Source organism: Pelagibacterium mangrovi, assembly GCF_036662815.1.
Lineage (GTDB): Bacteria > Pseudomonadota > Alphaproteobacteria > Rhizobiales > Devosiaceae > Pelagibacterium > Pelagibacterium mangrovi.
In genome coordinates, this window is record NZ_JBAFXA010000005.1 from 73,819 (window position 1) to 91,699 (window position 17,881).

The 17,881-nt window shown below is 62.8% G+C and carries 21 protein-coding genes; 15 read left to right on the top strand and 6 right to left on the bottom strand.

Annotation, left to right across the window (positions count from 1 at the left end):
• Position 1: 1 nt before the first annotated feature.
• Both map and radC read left to right on the top strand, forming a co-directional pair.
• Positions 2–835, top strand: a complete 834-nt coding sequence (gene map, locus V4T21_RS09890; RefSeq protein ID WP_332716011.1) for a type I methionyl aminopeptidase — start codon at positions 2–4, stop codon at positions 833–835.
• Positions 835–1,551 (top strand): RadC family protein, encoded by a 717-nt coding sequence (gene radC / locus V4T21_RS09895; protein WP_332716014.1) that lies wholly within the window; start codon positions 835–837, stop codon positions 1,549–1,551. The genes map and radC overlap by 1 nt, the downstream gene beginning before the upstream one ends.
• Positions 1,552–1,587: 36 nt before the next feature.
• Here radC and V4T21_RS09900 read toward each other — a convergent pair whose 3' ends face one another.
• On the bottom strand, positions 1,588–2,763 hold the full coding sequence (locus V4T21_RS09900) for a GNAT family N-acetyltransferase (protein ID WP_332716017.1): 1,176 nt from the start codon (positions 2,761–2,763) through the stop codon (positions 1,588–1,590).
• A 137-nt stretch (positions 2,764–2,900) separates the two neighbouring features.
• Positions 2,901–3,638, bottom strand: a complete 738-nt coding sequence (locus V4T21_RS09905) for a cytochrome c biogenesis CcdA family protein (protein ID WP_332716019.1) — start codon at positions 3,636–3,638, stop codon at positions 2,901–2,903.
• A 217-nt stretch (positions 3,639–3,855) separates the two neighbouring features.
• Between V4T21_RS09905 and rpe the strand changes: the two genes are divergently transcribed.
• The 3 genes from rpe (at position 3,856) to V4T21_RS09920 (ending at position 7,075) form a co-directional block, all read left to right on the top strand.
• A complete protein-coding gene (gene rpe / locus V4T21_RS09910; RefSeq protein ID WP_332716022.1) occupies positions 3,856–4,530 on the top strand; it encodes a ribulose-phosphate 3-epimerase in 675 nt (224 codons plus the stop codon).
• A gap of 136 nt (positions 4,531–4,666) precedes the next feature.
• Positions 4,667–5,971 (top strand): adenylosuccinate lyase, encoded by a 1,305-nt coding sequence (gene purB, locus V4T21_RS09915; RefSeq protein WP_332716025.1) that lies wholly within the window; start codon positions 4,667–4,669, stop codon positions 5,969–5,971.
• Between the two features lie 552 nt (positions 5,972–6,523).
• Complete coding sequence (locus V4T21_RS09920) at positions 6,524–7,075, top strand: RBBP9/YdeN family alpha/beta hydrolase (RefSeq protein ID WP_332716027.1); 552 nt, start codon at positions 6,524–6,526, stop codon at positions 7,073–7,075.
• Between the two features lie 2 nt (positions 7,076–7,077).
• On the opposite strand, the gene V4T21_RS09925 is transcribed toward V4T21_RS09920, so the two are convergent.
• From V4T21_RS09925 to V4T21_RS09940, 4 genes are all read right to left on the bottom strand, one after another.
• The gene (locus V4T21_RS09925) at positions 7,078–7,686 is read right to left on the bottom strand and encodes an ATP-dependent Clp protease proteolytic subunit (RefSeq protein ID WP_332716030.1); all 609 of its coding nucleotides are present in this window, start codon (positions 7,684–7,686) and stop codon (positions 7,078–7,080) included.
• Between the two features lie 45 nt (positions 7,687–7,731).
• Positions 7,732–8,019 carry an SRPBCC family protein gene (locus tag V4T21_RS09930; RefSeq protein WP_332716033.1) on the bottom strand — a complete coding sequence of 96 codons (288 nt, stop codon included), beginning with the start codon at positions 8,017–8,019 and terminating at the stop codon, positions 7,732–7,734.
• Positions 8,020–8,033: 14 nt separating this feature from the next.
• Complete coding sequence (locus tag V4T21_RS09935; protein ID WP_332716035.1) at positions 8,034–8,348, bottom strand: ArsR/SmtB family transcription factor; 315 nt, start codon at positions 8,346–8,348, stop codon at positions 8,034–8,036.
• 73 nt (positions 8,349–8,421) lie between these two features.
• Positions 8,422–8,748 carry a DUF1476 domain-containing protein gene (locus V4T21_RS09940; protein WP_332716037.1) on the bottom strand — a complete coding sequence of 109 codons (327 nt, stop codon included), beginning with the start codon at positions 8,746–8,748 and terminating at the stop codon, positions 8,422–8,424.
• 264 nt (positions 8,749–9,012) lie between these two features.
• Here V4T21_RS09940 and purC point away from each other — a divergent pair, with 264 nt between their 5' ends.
• From purC to V4T21_RS09990, 10 genes are all read left to right on the top strand, one after another.
• On the top strand, positions 9,013–9,777 hold the full coding sequence (gene purC, locus V4T21_RS09945) for a phosphoribosylaminoimidazolesuccinocarboxamide synthase (protein WP_332716587.1): 765 nt from the start codon (positions 9,013–9,015) through the stop codon (positions 9,775–9,777).
• 40 nt (positions 9,778–9,817) lie between these two features.
• Positions 9,818–10,063: a phosphoribosylformylglycinamidine synthase subunit PurS gene (gene purS, locus V4T21_RS09950; RefSeq protein ID WP_332716590.1), complete on the top strand. Its 246-nt coding sequence runs from the start codon at positions 9,818–9,820 to the stop codon at positions 10,061–10,063.
• A 332-nt stretch (positions 10,064–10,395) separates the two neighbouring features.
• Positions 10,396–11,481 (top strand): acyltransferase family protein, encoded by a 1,086-nt coding sequence (locus V4T21_RS09955; protein WP_332716039.1) that lies wholly within the window; start codon positions 10,396–10,398, stop codon positions 11,479–11,481.
• A 698-nt stretch (positions 11,482–12,179) separates the two neighbouring features.
• The gene (purQ, locus tag V4T21_RS09960; protein WP_332716041.1) at positions 12,180–12,839 is read left to right on the top strand and encodes a phosphoribosylformylglycinamidine synthase subunit PurQ; all 660 of its coding nucleotides are present in this window, start codon (positions 12,180–12,182) and stop codon (positions 12,837–12,839) included.
• Positions 12,840–12,866: 27 nt separating this feature from the next.
• The gene (locus V4T21_RS09965; RefSeq protein ID WP_332716043.1) at positions 12,867–13,481 is read left to right on the top strand and encodes a Pr6Pr family membrane protein; all 615 of its coding nucleotides are present in this window, start codon (positions 12,867–12,869) and stop codon (positions 13,479–13,481) included.
• 17 nt (positions 13,482–13,498) lie between these two features.
• On the top strand, positions 13,499–15,709 hold the full coding sequence (gene purL, locus V4T21_RS09970) for a phosphoribosylformylglycinamidine synthase subunit PurL (protein WP_332716045.1): 2,211 nt from the start codon (positions 13,499–13,501) through the stop codon (positions 15,707–15,709).
• Between the two features lie 24 nt (positions 15,710–15,733).
• Positions 15,734–15,967 (top strand): BolA family protein, encoded by a 234-nt coding sequence (locus tag V4T21_RS09975; protein WP_332716047.1) that lies wholly within the window; start codon positions 15,734–15,736, stop codon positions 15,965–15,967.
• A gap of 8 nt (positions 15,968–15,975) precedes the next feature.
• Positions 15,976–16,290 carry a DUF6665 family protein gene (locus V4T21_RS09980; RefSeq protein WP_332716050.1) on the top strand — a complete coding sequence of 105 codons (315 nt, stop codon included), beginning with the start codon at positions 15,976–15,978 and terminating at the stop codon, positions 16,288–16,290.
• Between the two features lie 63 nt (positions 16,291–16,353).
• Positions 16,354–16,689, top strand: a complete 336-nt coding sequence (gene grxD, locus V4T21_RS09985) for a Grx4 family monothiol glutaredoxin (protein WP_332716052.1) — start codon at positions 16,354–16,356, stop codon at positions 16,687–16,689.
• 113 nt (positions 16,690–16,802) lie between these two features.
• Positions 16,803–17,813 (top strand): alpha/beta hydrolase, encoded by a 1,011-nt coding sequence (locus tag V4T21_RS09990; RefSeq protein WP_332716055.1) that lies wholly within the window; start codon positions 16,803–16,805, stop codon positions 17,811–17,813.
• Positions 17,814–17,881 lie beyond the last annotated feature (68 nt).

Below are 17,881 nucleotides of genomic sequence, written 5' to 3' on the forward strand. Positions count from 1 at the left end.
GATGACCACCTACGTCGAAGCGACAGCCAAGAAAAAACGCATGCCCGGCGTCATCCCCCTTCACGGCGAGGAAGGCTTTGAAGGCATGCGCAAGGCCGGCGCGCTGACCGCCCAGGCGCTGGACCTCTTGACCCCCATGGTCGAGCCCGGCGTCCCCTCCTCCAAGCTCGACCGCTTCGTCTATGAATTCGCCCGCGACAACGGCGCCATCCCCGCGACGCTCAACTATCGCGGCTATCGCTATTCGAGCTGTATTTCGATCAACCACGTCGTCTGCCACGGCATGCCGTCCGACCGCCCCCTGCGCGAAGGCGACATCGCCAATATCGACGTGACCCTCATCGTCGACGGCTGGTACGGGGATTCGAGCCGCATGTATCCGGTGGGCGAAATTTCCCGCAAGGCCGAACGCCTGATCGAGATCACCTATGAAAGCCTGCGCCTGGGCATCGAAGCCGCCCAGCCGGGCAACACCACGGGCGATATCGGCGCCGCCATCCAGCGCTATGCCGAAGGCGAGCGGGCCTCCGTCGTGCGCGATTTCGTCGGCCACGGCGTCGGCCGCCTCTTCCACGACGAGCCCAACATCATGCATTTCGGCAATCCGGGCACCGGCGTGGAGCTCAAGCCCGGCATGATCTTCACCATCGAACCGATGATCAATCTGGGCCGCCCGCAGGTCAAAATCCTTAACGACGGCTGGACCGCCGTCACCCGCGACCGCACCTTGTCCGCCCAGTGCGAGCACTCCATCGGCATCACCGAAACCGGCAACGAGATCTTCACCCTCTCGCCCGGCGGCCTGTTCAATCCGCTGGACGCCCGCAACCGGTAATGGCTTTGAAACGGGGGCAAGGCGTAGGGGGATTGGACGAGGCTGCGCCCGATTATCACGGGCATCGCGACCGCCTGCGCGAGCGCTTCAACACCGCCGGCCCCACCGCGCTGCAAGATTACGAGCTTCTCGAACTCCTGCTCTTCACCATCATCCCCCGCAAGGACACCAAGCCCATCGCCAAGGCGATGATCAAGCGCTTCGGCAGCTTTTCCGAAGCCCTGGGCGCCGCCCCACACCTGCTCGAGGAAATCGACGGGCTCGGCCCCAACACCATCACCTCGCTCAAGGTGATCCTCGCCGCCGCCCAACGCATCGGCAAGGATTCGATCCACGACCGCCCCATCCTCGCCTCATGGGCGGAAGTGGTCGACTACTGCAAGGCCGCGATGTCCTACGAGACCGTCGAGCAATTCCGCATCCTGTTCCTCGACAAGAAGAACAAGCTCATCGCCGACGAGGTGCAGCAGGTCGGCACCGTGGACCACACCCCCGTCTATCCGCGCGAGGTCATCAAGCGCACGCTGGAACTTTCAGCCACCGCGCTGATCCTCGTCCACAATCACCCCTCGGGCGATCCCGCACCCTCCTCCGCCGACGTGCAGATGACGCGCCAGATCGCCGACATCGCCAAGCCGCTCGGCATCACCGTGCACGACCACATCATCATCGGCAAATCCAAGCACACGTCCCTGCGCGGCATGAAACTGTTTTGATTTCAGCAGCTTGAACTGCTCGCCGGAATCACCCGCTCAACCGCGCGCGCCCCACTTCCCCACCCGGCTGCGCAGCTTGCGATACATCTCGAAAAGCTCGGGCCGCCGCTTGATCGAACCCTTGGCCCTCTCCCCCACCGCCAATCCCGCAGCCGCCAGCCGCCCCGCCGCCGACAGCGCGCGCGTAAACGTCATCAGCGGAACGGCCTCATTGCACCAGAGCCGCTTTTCCTCGCTTTCGCCCTTCCCCATATCGACAAAGCCACACCCCTCGTCGAACACATTCTGCATGGCATAAAGCAGGTTCTGCTTGCCCGGCGATCCCGATTGCAGATCCGGCGACGGATGCATCGAGGTGACGAGCGAGAACAGCCCGCCCCCGGCCCGCAGATTGTACCGCACACCGATCACCTCGCCATCGAGCCGCAGCACGTGCAGCACCCCGTCCGCCTCGCGCATTGCCCGCTTGTAGAACGCCTTGATCGCCTCGCTTCGGAACGGATCGCGAATACCCTGCACGCGGAACCGCTCGGCCCGCTGGCAGAACATCGTCTCGATGATCCCGTCCGCCGCCTCACCCGTCTCCACACTCTCGAACCTCACAGCGCCCCGCGCCGCCAGTTTATTGCCCTGCTGGCGATCCACCTTGCGCCGATGCTTGTCCCGTCGCTCGAAATCGCAAACCGCCCAATCGGCATAGCGCGCCACATGCACGCTATCGGCCTGCGCCGCGCCCCCGAGCGCCGCCGCCATCCCCAGCGCCTCGGCCAGCGGCGCCGGCACGTCGGGCATATGAACCAGATCGCACGCCGGGATCAGCGCCAGCGCCTGCCGCCACAGCCGCTTGCGCTCGGCCGGCGCGATAGCGCTCCACCGCCCCATGTCGACCAGCGGCGCGTAAGACCCAAGATGCTCCCCGGTGAACCACGTCGCCACCCGCACCCCGAACGCCCGAAACCGCCTCAAGGGCAGGACGAACACCGGCTCCCCGGCCATTGAAATACTGATGAAAATACAGTCGCGAGGCTCCAGCGCCTGGCTCTCGATCCACGCCCGCACCAGCCCCAGCTTCTGGGAGGCCAGCACGGCGTGCTCCCTCTCGAGCGTCCCCCAGGCGTCCGCCAGATCCTCGATCCATTCGCGGACGTCAACCGAAATCCGCGCCCTGCCTTGGGCTGGCGCAAGTTCGGCAATGGCAATGCTGGCTGACATCGATCCATGATCCCCCAATCACCCGCGCACCTTGCGCATGAAAGGAGTAAACTCACGGTTTCGCGAGATGGTCGTCTTGCCGACAATCGCCCTCTAGGCAAATTTGCTGAGTTCGTGGTTAAGGCGCGGTAAGCACCTTAACCGAACTGGTTCAGCACCTCGAAATTGGCCTGCATCCAGAATGCCAGCCGCGTGAAATTGCCGGTGAGGAACAGGATGCCGACGATGACGAGCAGCCCGCCCATCACCTTTTCGACGGTCCCCAGATGCTTCTTGAAGCCGTCGAAGAACGAGAGGAACGGCCCCAGCGCCAGCGCCGCCAGCAGGAAGGGCACGCCCAGCCCGGCCGAATAAACCGCCAGAAGCCCCGCCCCTTCCCAGGCCGTCGTCTGATTGGCCGCCACCGTCAGGATCGCCGCCAGCACCGGCCCGATGCACGGCGTCCAGCCGATGGCGAAGGCCAGCCCCAAAAGGAATCCGCCCAGCGGCCCACTGGCCATTTTCGGCCCTTCCATGCGGAACTGACGATAGAGCCAGGAAATCCGGAACACGCCGAGGAAATGCAGCCCCATGATGATGATGACGATGCCCGCCAGCGGCATCAGCACCGGCAACGCCCGCCGCAGCGCCTGCCCGAAGAACGTCGCCGTCGCCCCGAACGCGATGAAGATCAGCGAAAAGCCGAGAACGAACGCCAGCGCCGTGATCGCCGTACGCCCATAGAGCCTGCCGCCCGCCACGCCTTCCTCGCGCAGCCGCTCGAACGTGGCGCCCGACATATAAGTGAGATAGGCCGGCACCAGGGGCAGCACGCAGGGGCTGAGAAAACTCAGTATCCCCGCCCCGAAAATCACCGGCAATTCGAATCCGAACATATCTGCTCCCGCATCAAAGCCGGGCGCAGTTCTAGCCTCTGGGCCGGAATGTGCAATGCGTAGCCCGGTCGCATCGCGCTTAAGTGAAAAAAATGTGACGCCTTTCACCTTCGCTCGCGCCGCAATTCACAGCCGAACGTGACGCGAGCCACATTCCCTTGTGAATTCGTTCACATCCGGTCTAAGAAACGCCCATCCGGACAATCGAGGCGCAGCCATGACCCAAATCAAGATCGCCCCCTCCATTCTCTCGGCCGATTTCGCGCGGCTGGGCGATGAGGTCCGCGCCATCGACAAGGGCGGCTGCGACTGGGTGCATGTGGACGTCATGGACGGTCATTTCGTCCCCAATATCACCATCGGTCCCCTGATCGTCGAAGCCATCCGCCCGGTGACCGACAAGCTGCTCGACGTGCACCTGATGATTTCTCCCGCCGATCCCTATCTCGAAGCCTTCGCCAGGGCCGGCGCCGATATCATCACCATCCACGCCGAAGCCGGCCCCCACCTCGACCGCTCGCTGCAGGCCATCAAGGCGCTGGGCAAGAAGGCCGGCGTGGCGCTCAATCCGGCCACCCCGGTCTCGGCCATCCAGCACGTCATCGACAGGCTCGATCTCATCTTGATCATGAGCGTCAACCCCGGTTTCGGCGGCCAGGCCTTCATCCATGAATCGATCGGCAAGGTGCGCGACGCCAGCAATCTCATCGGCGACCGCCCCATCGAAATCGAAGTCGATGGCGGCGTGGACCCCACCAATGCCGGCAAGCTCGCCGCCGCCGGCGCCACCGCGCTGGTCGCCGGTTCCGCCGTTTACAAGGGCAACGATCCCGCAACCTACGCCCCCCGCATGCAGGCCATCCGCGCCGCGGCGGAAGCGGCGTTGATTTAGAGCGCGGATTGCGCCCGATCCGCAAATTTGTCATTCCGGGATTTATTCCCGGAATCCAGCAACCGCCGCTCAACGCGCTCATACCTATGCGCATTGCCCCCCTGAATCACTTTCTGAACAAACGGACCCTAACCCCATGATCCCGCGCTACTCCCGCCCTCAGATGGTCGATATCTGGTCCCCCGAGACCAAATACAAAATCTGGTTCGAGATCGAAGCACATGCGGCGACTGCCCAGGCAAAGCTCGGCGTCATCCCCGCCGATGCCGCCGAAACCGTCTGGGCCAAGGGCAAGGACGCCAGTTTCGACGTCGAGCGCATCGATGAGATCGAGCGCGAAGTGAAGCACGACGTCATCGCTTTCCTCACCCACCTCGCCGAGATCGTCGGCCCCGAGGCCCGGTTCGTGCACCAGGGCATGACCTCGTCGGACGTGCTCGACACCACCCTTTCGGTCCAGCTCTCCCGCGCCGCCGACCTGCTGCTCGCCGATCTCGATGCCCTGCTCGCCGCGCTCAAAAAGCGCGCCTATGAGCACAGGAACACCATCACCATCGGCCGCAGCCACGGCATCCACGCCGAGCCCACCACCTTCGGCGTCAAGCTCGCCCAGGCCTATGCCGAATTTTCCCGCTGCCGCGAACGGCTGGTCAATGCTCGGCAAGAGATCGCCACCTGCGCCATCTCCGGCGCCGTCGGCTCCTTCGCCAACATCGATCCGTCCGTCGAGGAATACGTGGCCGAGCAGATGGGCCTCGAGGTCGAGCCCGTCTCGACCCAGGTGATCCCCCGCGACCGCCACGCCATGTATTTTGCGACCCTTGGCGTCATCGCCTCGTCCATCGAGCGCCTCGCCGTCGAAATCCGCCACCTCCAGCGCACCGAAGTGCTCGAAGCCGAGGAATATTTCTCCAAGGGCCAGAAGGGCTCCTCGGCCATGCCCCACAAGCGCAATCCGGTCCTCACCGAAAACCTCACCGGCCTCGCCCGCCTGGTGCGCGGCATGGTCGTCCCTGCGCTCGAAAACGTCGCCCTCTGGCACGAGCGCGACATTTCGCACTCCTCGGTCGAACGCATGATCGGCCCCGACGCCACCGTGACCCTCGATTTCGCCCTGGCGCGCCTCACCAACGTGATCGAAAATCTCGTGGTCTATCCCGAGAACATGAAGGCCAACATGGACAAGCTCGGCGGCCTTCACAACTCCCAGCGCTTCCTGCTCGCCCTGACCCAAGCCGGCATGAGCCGCGAGGAAAGCTATTCCGCCGTCCAGCGCAACGCCATGAAAGTCTGGCGCGGCGAAGGCGCCTTCCCGGATTTCTTGAAAGCCGACCCCGAAGTCTCCGCCAAGCTCTCCGACGCCCAAATCGACGCCAGCTTCGACGACGCCTATCATCTGAAGCACGTCGACACGATCTTCCGCCGGGTGTTCGGGGAATAAACAGGCCCACAACCGCTCGCTCTTCAGGGGGGCTCTGAGCTTCCGCGCGCACCATTGTGGATGCCGAAGCTCGGCGCACCCCTCATCCCCGGCCCTTCTCCCTCAAGGGGAGAAGGGACATCTTTGGCAGCGCTTGAGATTTGTTTGAGCACTGCAACGAGCTACCCTTCTCCCCTTGAGGGAGAAGGTGGCCGCGAAGCGGACGGATGAGGGGTGCGCCGGGCTTGCCAAAAGCACCACGGCCAGCACTCCTTGCCTCCTACCGATACTCCCACCACTCCCGCACCCTCTCCTCCCGCATCAACCCGACATCCTCCAGCAACTCATCCGGCACCCGCTGCACCCCCCTCCAACGCCCCGCCCGAACACGCCGGATCACGCCGCCCACCGCACCAATCCACCCGCCTTTCGCCGCCTCAACCCGCCCCGCCGCACAATCCGTCATTTCCACTCTCCCGTTAGACCGAGAACATAACAGCAACATCCTGACACCCCATGTCAGCAGCGATCGCCCCTTGCGCCGTCCGGTGAAATCCACCAATTAAACAAGCTATGAAAACCGCAGACGCCGACATCCTCATCGTTCCCGGCCTCGGCCATTCCGGCCCGGGCCACTGGCAGCACCGCTGGGTCGAAAAAATCCGCAACGCCCATTTCGTCGAGCAGGACGAATGGGACACCCCCACCCTTGCCGGCTGGCTCGGAACGCTCGAACGCGAGATCATGATGGCCACCCGCCCGGTGGTTCTCGTCGGCCATTCCCTCGGCGTCCACGCCATCGTCGCCGCCAGCCAGACGCTGGCCGACACCAAGGTCAAGGCGGCCTTCCTCGTCGCCCCGCCCGATGTGGACGAACATCCCGACGTCCCCGCCGAGACGTCGCCCTTCCGTGGGCTGTCGCGCGACCCGCTCAAATTCCCCTCGATGCTGGTGGCCTCCGCCAACGACCCCTGGTGCTCGGTCGAGCGCGCCGCCGAATTCGCCTCCTGCTGGGGCTCCGATTTCCACATCGCCGGCGATGTCGGTCACATCAACATCGAATCCGGCCACGGCCCCTGGCCCGAAGGGCTCCTGATGTTCACCCGCCTGATGAGCCGGATTTGAGATCACGCCGCCAGTGGTGGGCGCTCGCTCATCACGGTATCGATCAATCCCCACCCCTTCCCCTCCTCCGGCGTCATGAACCGATCCCGATCGAGCGTCCGCTCCACCTCCTCATAGCTCCGCTCGCAATGGCTGGCGTAAAGCGTGATGAGCCGTTTCTTGGTCCGCTCCAGCTCGCCCGCATGGATCAGCATGTCGGTCGTCTGCCCCTGATATCCCCCGATCGGCTGGTGCACATGCAGGCTCGCATTGGGCAGCGCCGCCCGAAATCCCGGCTCCCCCGCCATCAGCAGGAACGACCCCATCGACCGTGCCGTTCCCATGCACAGCGTATGCACCGGCGCGTGGATGAACTGCATGGTGTCGTACATGGCGAGCCCGCTCGTCACCACGCCCCCATAGGAGTTGATGTACATCTGGATCGGCTTTTTTGAATTCTCCCCCTCCAGAAACAGCAATTGCGCGCACACCAGCGCCGCCATGTCGTCATTGACCTCGCCATTGACGAAGACGATCCGCTCCCGCAGCAGCCGCGAATAAATATCGAAAGCGCGCTCCCCGCGCTGGGACTGCTCGACCACCATAGGGACGAGTTGCATCGTGCCGCGCATCGGCGACCCTCCTTGTTCGAAAGTTTTCGCTGAAATGCCGGGCAGCTACGCCGCCAGCATCACCGTCTCGCCATTGGCGTTGGCCGGCATCATCTGCTGGACGATCCCCAGCCGCGTCCCGCCCCGCCCGTCGGCAGTGACCGAGAACGTCACAACGCTCTCCTCATGCGGCGGCGCACTGTCGCGCATGCGATAGCTCACAGCGCTCCCCTCCTCCACCGCCACCGGCTCGGCCTCGGCGAGGTCGGCACCCGGCAGCCAGCGCTCGCGATACTGCGCGATGGACACCGCCCGCCATACCTTCTCCGGCGGCGCGTCGAAGGTAAATTCCATGTCGATCTCTTCGCTCACTGGTCCATCTCCTTCAAAACCTCACCCAGATCGGCCATGCGCGCCGGCCAATAGGCCCGATACCGCGCCAGCCACCGCCCGATCCGCCCTACCCCGTCGGGGTCGACCTCATAATTGACGAACCGCCCTTCCCGCTCCTGGCGCACCAGCCCCGCGCCGACCAGCACGCCAAGATGCTGGCTCATCGCCGGTTGGCTGATGCCGAAGCCTTCCCGCAACGCGCTCGCATTGCGGCTTCCGCCCGCCAGCTTTTCGAAGATCGCCCGCCGCGTCGGGTCGGCCAGGGCCCTGAAGATCGAATCGTCATCCATGACAACAAATAAGCATACACTTATCTGTCAGGCAACAAAAAACCCCGCGCTCGATAACGCGGGGTTCCGGCGATCAGATTTCCGAGAGGATTTCCTTGCGCGCCAGCATGTCGAACTCGGCGATCTTGGCCTCGACCACGCTGGCCTGCACGTCCACGCCCTTGGCCTCGAAATCGCCCATGATCTTGGCGACCACGTCCTCATGTCCGCTGCGGGTCATGTCGGCGGCGATCACTTCGGCGACATAATTGGCGATCTCGTCGGCGTTTTCCACGCCCATCTGGGTGCTTGCCCAGTGCGCGAGATGCTTGTTGCGGCGCGCTTCGGCCCTGAACCGCAGCGATGCGTCATGAGCGAACTTGGCTTCCTCGCCTTTTTCGCGTTCGTCGAATGAAGACATGTCGGCCTCTCAGGCTGGTTGGCTTGTCCCGTCCCAGATATGCGGTTCGGCCCGCGAAATCAACGTGCGAACCGGCCGCACCGGGCTTTACGTAAACCCTTTTCGACGGTTTTTGCCCAAAGGGCGTCGGAATCGCTGTATGTAACGTCGCAGGGTGATGGCCGCTCCCATGAAAGGGCTTGCATTGGCCACCCAAAAGGGCGCATGAGTGCGCCCAATTCCGATCCCGCTCAACGCTCGAAACTCTACGGGGACGCCCGCGAAATGAACCGTCGTCGCAAGATTTACGAAGGCAAGGCCAAGGTGCTCTACGAGGGCCCCGAGCCCGGCACGCTGATCCAGCACTTCAAGGACGATGCCACCGCCGGCAACGGCGCCAAGCACGAGATCATCGACGGCAAGGGTGTGCTGAACAACCGGATTTCCGAGTTCATCTTCACCAAGCTCAACATCCTGGGCATCCCCACCCATTTCGTGCGCCGCATCAACATGCGCGAGCAGTTGATCCGCGAAGTCGAGATCATCCCCATCGAAGTTGTGGTCCGCAACGTTGCCGCCGGCTCGCTGTGCAAGCGCCTGGGCCTCGAATCGGGCACCCAGCTCCCCCGCTCGATTATCGAATTCTACTATAAGGACGACGCCCTGGGTGACCCCATGGTCTCCGAAGAGCACATCACCGCCTTCGGCTGGGCCACTCCGCAGGAGCTCGACGACATCATGGCGCTCGCCGTGCGCGTCAACGATTTCCTGACCGGCCTGTTCATGGGCGTCGGCATCCAGCTCGTCGATTTCAAGATCGAATGCGGGCGCCTGTTCGAGGGCGATCTGATGCGCATCGTCCTCGCCGACGAGCTTTCGCCCGACAATTGCCGCCTGTGGGACGTCAAGACCCGCAACAAGCTCGACAAGGACCGCTTCCGCGAGGATCTGGGCGGTCTTGTCGATGCCTATCGCGAAGTCGCCCAGCGCCTGGGCATTCTGGTGGAAGCGGACAATGCGCTCACCACCGGCCCGCGATTGGTGCAGTAACCCTCTTCCTCATCCGCCCGACCAAAAGGCCAAACGGATCATTATGAAAGCTCGTGTAATCGTCACTTTGAAGAACGGTGTGCTCGACCCCCAGGGTCAGGCCATCGAAGGTTCCCTCGAAGGCCTCGGCTTTGCCGGCGTCGAGTCGGTCCGGCAGGGAAAGGTGTTCGATCTGGAACTTTCATCGAACGATCCCGTTACTGCAAAAGCGGAAATCGAGAGGATGTGCGAGAAGCTTCTCGCCAACACAGTAATCGAAAATTTCGTCGTAGAGATTATCGGTTAACCTCTGCAATTTAATTTAACAGTTGCGCAGTTTGCGTGCGTGAGCGCGCTCTTGGAGTATGCCTGAAATGCTGAAAACCATATCCCTTTCGGCCCTGTTCTTCCTCGCCCTCGGCGTGATGGTCGCCGCTTACGGCACCGTGCCGGTGGTCTGAGCGACATCTCCCATGTTCTTCGCTCTCTTGGGAGCGAAGAAACACGAAAAAGGCCGGAGTTTATCTCCGGCCTTTTCGCGTTTTTAACCACGCTTTCATTCCCCTCCGCCGCGTTAATCACACCGCACCGGCCTTGCCGCTAGGATCGCCCCCGAATTTTCGCTCCGGGGGACGCGACATGACCGACACTTCCAAACAACGCCATGCCTGGGTCGATCTGGCCAAGGGCATTTCCATCATCCTCGTGGTGATGATGCATTCGACCTATGGCGTGGGCGAAGCCACCGGCGAGGTCGGTTTCATGCACTACGTCCTGGGGTTCGCCACCCCGTTCCGTATGCCCGAATTCTTCCTCGTCTCGGGCCTGTTCCTCTCGGCGGTCATCGCCCGTCCCTGGCTGTATTTCACCGACCGCCGCGTGGTCCATTACCTTTATTTCTACGCGCTCTGGGCGGTAATCCTCATCGGCTTCAAGCACTTGCTGGTCGATCGCGACCCGGCCGGCGCGGCCGGCCTGCTCGTCAGCGCCATTTACGAGCCCTATTCGATCCTGTGGTTCATCTATGCACTTGCCGTCTATGGCCTCATCGCCAAGCTGCTCTACCACCTGCGCGCGCCGCATGTGCTCGTCCTGATCCTCGCCGCCGCCGCCTCCATCGCACCGGTCGCGACACCGATCTCGATCGTCAACTACGTCGCCGAGTATTTCGTCTATTTCTACGCCGGCTACGCCCTCGCCCCGACCATCTTCGATTTCGCCCGCAAGATCGAGGTCCGCCCGGCCCTCGCCCTTGCCGGCCTCGCCGTCTGGGCCATCGCCAACGCCGCGCTGGTCTTTTCGCCCGGCCATTCGGTCACCTCCGGCGTGGTCACCAGCGGGGTCGCGCACATTCCCGGCGCCAATTTCGTCATGGCAATGGCTGGCGCCATGGCCATCTGCGCCGGCTCGGTCCTCCTCGCCCGCCTCGCGGGTTTCCAATGGCTGCGCTGGGTGGGCGCCCATTCGATCGTCATCTACCTGAGCTTCGTCATCCCCATGGGCACTTTCCGCACGGTGCTTCTCGCCGTTATGCCCAACATCGACGCCGGCATCGCCAGCCTTGCGACGCTCATCGTCTCGCTCGTCAGCCCCATCATCCTCTACTGGATCATCTCCCGCATCGGCTTCGGCAAATTCCTCTTCGAACGCCCATCCTGGGCCCACCTCCCCGGCGCCCCCAACAGCCGCTGGACGCAACGCCCGATTCCTGCCCCTGCCGAATAACCACCGCTAACCCCAGCCTCAGCACCCCTTCTCCCCTTGAGGGAGAAGGTGGGCTTTCGCTTTTCAAGCGAAAGGTCGGATGAGGGGTGCTCTGAGCCAGCAACACACACACCCGCCAGAAACTCACCCCACCTCTGTCACCCCGGGTTCATCCCGGGGTGACAAGTGAGTGTTTGAGGCAACGCGTTTCCCTCTCTCCAGCCTGTCATTCCGGGATTCATTCCCGGAATCCAGCTTCAGCGTCTCCCAACACTCCGCGAAACAAATTTATCCTCGCTCCCTCCCCCCAACCGCTGTCACCCCGGGTTTATCCCGGAGCAAGGTATGCTCGCCGCCCTCGGCTCCTTCTCCCCCCACCGATGCGCTGCCGCTGCATTCCGGCAACAAGCCCCGCAACGACAAGCAGGTGTTTAAGACACCACGCCGCCCTCTCTCCAGCCTGTCATTCCGGGATTCATTCCCGGAATCCAGCTTCAGCGTCTCCCAACACTCCGCGAAACAAATTTATCCTCGCTCCCTCCCCACACCTCTGTCACCCCGGGTTTATCCCGGGGCAAGGTATGCTCCCCGCCCTCGGCTCTTTCTCCCTCCGGCACAAAATCGCACACCCCCCAGATTCCCCTTGCATTTTGGCAAGAGAATTCCGACAAGCGGCCAATCCGGCACAGCCCAATTTGCGAGAAGCGAGACCCCGCGCGATGAAGTCCGCAGTCGTTGTCTTTCCCGGCCTCAACCGCGAGCGTGACATGGTTGCCGCGCTCGAAAAGATCGGTGGCGCCAAACCCGCCGTCGTCTGGCACAAGGACACCGAGCTTCCAGACGTCGATCTGATCGTCATTCCCGGCGGATTTTCCTACGGCGATTACCTGCGCGCCGGCGCCATCGCCGCCCGCTCGCCCATGATGGACGTGATCCGCGAGCGCGCCGAAAAGGGCGTCCATGTCCTGGGCGTCTGCAACGGCTTCCAGATTCTGACCGAGGCCGGCCTTCTCCCCGGCGTCCTGATGCGCAATTCCTCGCTCAAATTCGTTTGCCGCGAAATCAAGCTCGAAATCGCCAACGCCAACACGCCCTTTTCCCGGCGCTACGGCCAGGGCGAGGTCATCCGCTGCCCGGTCGCCCATCACGACGGCAATTATTTCGCCGAGCCCGACACCCTCAAATCCATCGAGGACAACGGCCAGGTGGTCTTCCGCTATACGCCCGAGACAAACCCCAACGGTTCGATCAACAATATCGCCGGCATCACCAATGCCAGGGGCAATGTCATGGGCATGATGCCCCATCCGGAAAACCTGATCGAACCGGCCCACGGCGGAGAGGACGGCAGGGGTCTTTTCGCAAGCCTTCTAGGCTGATCCGCATTTTTCTTAGGAGGTTTATTCATGCACAGAACCATCGCTCTTTTCGGTCTCGGCCTCGGCCTCGCCGCCCTCGTGCTGCACCTGATCGCTATCCTTTCCGGCGATGCCACCGTTGGCATCGTTTCGTTCGTCACCTCGCTCGCCGTGGTTGCCAACATTCTGGCGGCGCTGGTTTATGCGGGCGTGCTGTTTGATGGCGGCGCCTTCTCCGTCTTCCGCGGCAAGGCCGTGCAGGGCCTCGCGGCCACCGCCATGGCCTTTGCCATGCTGTTCTATCATCTGGTCGCCGCCGGCGAAGCCGAAGGCATCGCGCTGATCGCCAATGTCGCGCTCAACTACATCGCCCCGACGCTCTTTGTGGCTTATTGGATGGTGTATCTGGCCGATGGCTCGCTGCGCCTTCACCACGTCGCGTCCTGGATGCTCCTTCCCGGCCTCTACGTCGTCTGGATGCTGCTGATGGGCACCATCACCGGCACCTATGGGTATGAAGTTCTCGACGTCGCCGCCGATGGCTGGGGCGCCGTTGCCGTCAACTACCTCACCTTCCTCGCGGCCTTCGTGGTGCTTGCGGTCTTTGCCATCGGGTTCGACACCGAAAAGAAGCCCGACACCGACCACGCGCCGCAACACTGATTGTCGACCACCGCTCCATGACGCTCCGCAACGATATCGAAATCACGCCCGAACTCGTCGCCGACCACGGCCTCAAGCCCGATGAGTACCAGAAGATTCTGGACCTCATCGGCCGCGTGCCCACCTTCACCGAGCTGGGCATCTTCTCGGCCATGTGGAACGAGCACTGCTCGTACAAGAGTTCGAAAAAATGGCTCAAGACGCTCCCCACCAAGGGGCCGCGCGTCATCCAGGGGCCGGGCGAGAATGCCGGTGTCGTCGATATCGGGGACGGTCAGGCTGTCGTCTTCAAGATGGAATCGCACAACCACCCCAGCTTCATCGAGCCCTATCAGGGCGCGGCGACCGGGGTGGGCGGCATACTGCGCGACGTCTTCACAATGGGCGCCCGCCCCGTCGCGGCGATGAACGCGCTGCGCTTCGGCGAGCCCGACCATGAAAAGACCCGCCATCTGGTCTCCGGCGTCGTGGCCGGCGTCGGCGGCTATGGCAATTCCTTCGGCGTGCCCACAGTGGGCGGCGAGGTCCAGTTCGACGCCCGCTACAACGGCAACATCCTCGTCAACGCCTTTGCCGCCGGCCTCGCCGACGCCGACAAGATTTTCCTCTCCGAAGCCAAGGGCGTCGGCCTGCCCGTCGTTTATCTCGGCGCCAAGACAGGCCGCGACGGCGTCGGTGGCGCCACCATGGCCTCCGCCGAATTCGGCGACGACATCGAGGAAAAGCGTCCCACCGTTCAGGTCGGCGACCCCTTCACCGAAAAGCGCCTGCTCGAAGCCTGTCTCGAACTGATGGCCACTGGCGCGGTGATCGCCATTCAGGACATGGGCGCGGCAGGCTTGACCTGTTCGGCCGTCGAAATGGGCGCCAAGGGCGATCTGGGTATCGAGCTCAACCTCGACGCCGTTCCGGTCCGCGAAGAGCGCATGACCGCCTATGAGATGATGCTGTCCGAATCCCAGGAACGCATGCTCATGGTCCTCCACCCCGAAAAGGAGGCAGAGGCGCGCGCGGTGTTCGAAAAGTGGGAACTCGATTTCGCCACCGTCGGCATCACCACCGACGATCTGCGCTTCCGCGTCATGTTCCAGGGCGAGGAAGTCGCGAACCTCCCCATCAAGGATCTCGGCGACGAGGCCCCCGAATACGACCGCCCCTGGGTCGCCCCCACGCCCCCTGCCCCGCTCGATCCCGCGACGGTTCCGGACGCCGATATTGCCGATGCGCTCCTCGCGCTCCTCGGCTCGGCCAACCATTCATCGCGCCGCTGGGTTTATGAGCAATACGATACGCTCATCCAAGGCAACTCCCTCCAGACCCCTGGCGGGGATTCCGGCGTCATCCGCGTCGAAGGCCACCCCACCAAGGCGCTGTCCTTCTCGTCCGACGTCAACCCGCGCTATTGCGAAGCCGACCCCTATGAGGGCGGCAAGCAGGCCGTCGCCGAATGCTGGCGCAATCTGATCGCCACCGGCGCCGAACCGCTCGCCGCCACCGACAACCTCAATTTCGGCAACCCCGAGCGCCCCGAGATCATGGGCCAGATCGTCCACGCCATCAAAGGCATCGGCGAGGCCTGCACCGTGCTCGACTTCCCCATCGTTTCGGGCAACGTCTCGCTCTACAACGAAACCAATGGCCGTGGCATCCTGCCCACCCCCACCATCGCCGGCGTCGGGCTTATCGAAGATCACGCCAGGATGGCCCGCTCAGGTTTCGCCCACGAAGGCGATGCGATCATCCTCATCGGCGCACCCGAAGCTTGGGGAACCCATCTCGGCCAATCCGCATATCTGCGCGACGTTCTCGGACGCCGTGAGGGCACCGCGCCCCATGTCGATCTCGATCATGAAAAGCAGGCTGGCCACTACGTTCTTTCCCTCATCCGTTCGGGCCGCGTGAACTCGGTTCACGACCTTTCGGACGGTGGTTTAGCGTTGGCGCTGGCCGAAAGTTCAATCAAGGGCTCAACAGGGGCTTCAATACACGCAACGTCGCCTTCAACACCATCAACATGGTTTGGCGAGGATCAGGGCCGCTACATCGTCACCGCGTCACCTGAAGAAGCAAAAAAAATCGTCGCCGACGCGCCGGTTTCCGCCGTCATCATCGGCACCACCGGCGGCGACACCTTGACCCTTGGCAACGCAAAACCCATATCCATCAAGGATTTGCGCGATGCTCACGAAGGCTGGTTTCCCGCCTTCATGGGCGCTACAATCGCCTGACACACACAAGAAGCGGAGCCCCTCATGGCAATGGATGCCGCCGAAATCGAAAGCCTCATCAAGGCCGCCCTTCCCGACGCGAAAGTCGAGATCCGCGACCTCGCCGGCGACGGCGACCACTACTCGGCCAGCGTGGTCTCCGAGGCGTTCCGTGGCAAGTCGCGGGTGCAGCAACATCAGCTTGTTTATCAAGCCCTTAAGGGCGATATGGGCGGCAAGCTGCACGCCCTCGCCCTCCAGACCAGCGCACCGGACTGAGGCCTGAAATGACCCTGCGCGACAGCCTCGATCTCATCAAGGCCGTCAACCCCGAAGGCGGCTTTGCCGTCCTCGAACACGAGGTCATGGCCGAGCGCGCCGCCTCCCTCGGCGCAGCCGAACAGCGGGTCGCCAAGACCGTCTCGGCCTACAATGAATCGCAAAAAGACGATCGTTCTCAAGAACTTGCCGCAGCCCAAAACGCCGTCTGGGCCTATTTCGTCCAGCGCGAACTTTGCGGCTTCAAGCGCCATCAGGACATAATCGCCGCCTTCTCAATTCCCCGCGAAGTCCTCAACGGCCTCGGCGCCATCCGCACCTGACGCCTCGACATCGCCAGGATCATCCCCTATTTATCGGGAAAAGCCGATAAAGGACGACATTTTATGAGCGACATCGCCAATTTCATCGACGAGCAGGTCAAGTCCAACGACGTCTTCCTGTTCATGAAGGGCACCCCCGATTTCCCGCAATGCGGCTTTTCGGGCCAGGTTGTCCAGATTCTCAGCTATCTCGGCGTCGATTACAACTCCGCCAACGTGCTCGAAAGCGACGAGCTGCGCCAGGGCGTCAAGGACTATTCCAACTGGCCGACCATCCCCCAGCTCTACGTCAAGGGCGAGTTCGTGGGCGGTTGCGACATCGTGCGCGAAATGTTCCAGGCCGGCGAGCTCCAGACGCATTTCGAACAGGCTGGCATCCCGGTCAAGCAGACCGCGTAAGCCAGACCACTACGCAATCGATGCCGTCGCTGCCTTGCAGTCGGACGGCATTTTGCTGTCAAATTGCCCCATCGGCGATTGCCGAATCGGAAACACCGGGGGCGATGGACGCAATGAAACGGTTTCTGATCTGGGCTTTCCTGAGCCTTGCCGTTCTGGCCGGCCTCATCGTCGTCGCCTTCCAGGTCAGCCCTCTCCCGTCCGTTTTCGCCATCCGGTACATCTTTTCCAAGGGCGACCAGGCCGCCATGAGCGCGCTCGCCAGCCATGTCCCGCCGGGCGTTTCCGAACGGCTCGATCTCGCCTATGACGATGGTCCTACCGAAATCTTCGACATCTTCTATCCGGACGGAACCAGCCAACCCCTGCCCGCCATAGTCTGGGTACATGGCGGCGCCTGGATCGGCGGCAACAAAGAAGGCGTGGGAAACTATCTGCGCATCCTCGCCAGTCATGGGTACACCACGGTGGGCATCGACTACACGGTGGCCCCGGCGGCGATCTACCCGACCCAAACAGGCCAGGTGCTGACAGCATTGAACTATCTCACCGAAAACGCCACCGCTCTCAACATTGATCCCACCCGCATCATCCTCGCCGGCGACTCCGCCGGATCCCAGCTCGCCTCACAGGCCGCGGCGATCATCACCTCGCCCGACTATGCCGCACGCGTCGGCCTCGAGCCCACCATCGCGCCCGGCAATTTGATCGGCACCCTGCTCTTTTGCGGCGCCTATCGTATAGACGGTATCGATCTCGACGGCGATTTCGGCTGGTTCCTGCGCACCGTTCTCTGGGCCTACACCGGCGTCAAGGATTTCATGAACGACCCGGCCGTCGAGACCGCATCGGTGGCCAATTACGTCACCGGCAATTTCCCGCCCACCTTCATCTCCGGCGGCAATGGCGATCCGCTCACGCCGCAATCGATGTTCATGGCCCAGCAACTGTCCAATGCCGGCGTGCCCGTCGATACCCTGTTCTTTCCCGACGACCACGAGCCCGCGCAGCCGCACGAATATCAGTTCAACCTCGATTCTCCGGAAGGCCGGCAAGCTCTTGAGGGAGCTCTCGATTTTCTCGGGCGCGTGGCTCCCGTTCCCTCGACCGATCAATCCCCTTGATAAGCGGTATTTTGCTTTTTCATTTTGCGGCGTATGCTGCACGCTCTATCGTCGTCCGACGATAAATT

Coding starts and splice junctions, on each gene's coding strand:
- map (WP_332716011.1), top strand. CDS start 2: ATGACCACCTACGTCGAAGCGACAGCCAAGAAAAAACGCATGCCCGGC.
- radC (WP_332716014.1), top strand. CDS start 835: ATGGCTTTGAAACGGGGGCAAGGCGTAGGGGGATTGGACGAGGCTGCG.
- V4T21_RS09900 (WP_332716017.1), bottom strand. CDS start 2,763: ATGTCAGCCAGCATTGCCATTGCCGAACTTGCGCCAGCCCAAGGCAGG.
- V4T21_RS09905 (WP_332716019.1), bottom strand. CDS start 3,638: ATGTTCGGATTCGAATTGCCGGTGATTTTCGGGGCGGGGATACTGAGT.
- rpe (WP_332716022.1), top strand. CDS start 3,856: ATGACCCAAATCAAGATCGCCCCCTCCATTCTCTCGGCCGATTTCGCG.
- purB (WP_332716025.1), top strand. CDS start 4,667: ATGATCCCGCGCTACTCCCGCCCTCAGATGGTCGATATCTGGTCCCCC.
- V4T21_RS09920 (WP_332716027.1), top strand. CDS start 6,524: ATGAAAACCGCAGACGCCGACATCCTCATCGTTCCCGGCCTCGGCCAT.
- V4T21_RS09925 (WP_332716030.1), bottom strand. CDS start 7,686: ATGCGCGGCACGATGCAACTCGTCCCTATGGTGGTCGAGCAGTCCCAG.
- V4T21_RS09930 (WP_332716033.1), bottom strand. CDS start 8,019: ATGGAATTTACCTTCGACGCGCCGCCGGAGAAGGTATGGCGGGCGGTG.
- V4T21_RS09935 (WP_332716035.1), bottom strand. CDS start 8,348: ATGGATGACGATTCGATCTTCAGGGCCCTGGCCGACCCGACGCGGCGG.
- V4T21_RS09940 (WP_332716037.1), bottom strand. CDS start 8,748: ATGTCTTCATTCGACGAACGCGAAAAAGGCGAGGAAGCCAAGTTCGCT.
- purC (WP_332716587.1), top strand. CDS start 9,013: ATGAACCGTCGTCGCAAGATTTACGAAGGCAAGGCCAAGGTGCTCTAC.
- V4T21_RS09955 (WP_332716039.1), top strand. CDS start 10,396: ATGACCGACACTTCCAAACAACGCCATGCCTGGGTCGATCTGGCCAAG.
- purQ (WP_332716041.1), top strand. CDS start 12,180: ATGAAGTCCGCAGTCGTTGTCTTTCCCGGCCTCAACCGCGAGCGTGAC.
- V4T21_RS09965 (WP_332716043.1), top strand. CDS start 12,867: ATGCACAGAACCATCGCTCTTTTCGGTCTCGGCCTCGGCCTCGCCGCC.
- purL (WP_332716045.1), top strand. CDS start 13,499: ATGACGCTCCGCAACGATATCGAAATCACGCCCGAACTCGTCGCCGAC.
- V4T21_RS09975 (WP_332716047.1), top strand. CDS start 15,734: ATGGCAATGGATGCCGCCGAAATCGAAAGCCTCATCAAGGCCGCCCTT.
- V4T21_RS09980 (WP_332716050.1), top strand. CDS start 15,976: ATGACCCTGCGCGACAGCCTCGATCTCATCAAGGCCGTCAACCCCGAA.
- grxD (WP_332716052.1), top strand. CDS start 16,354: ATGAGCGACATCGCCAATTTCATCGACGAGCAGGTCAAGTCCAACGAC.
- V4T21_RS09990 (WP_332716055.1), top strand. CDS start 16,803: ATGAAACGGTTTCTGATCTGGGCTTTCCTGAGCCTTGCCGTTCTGGCC.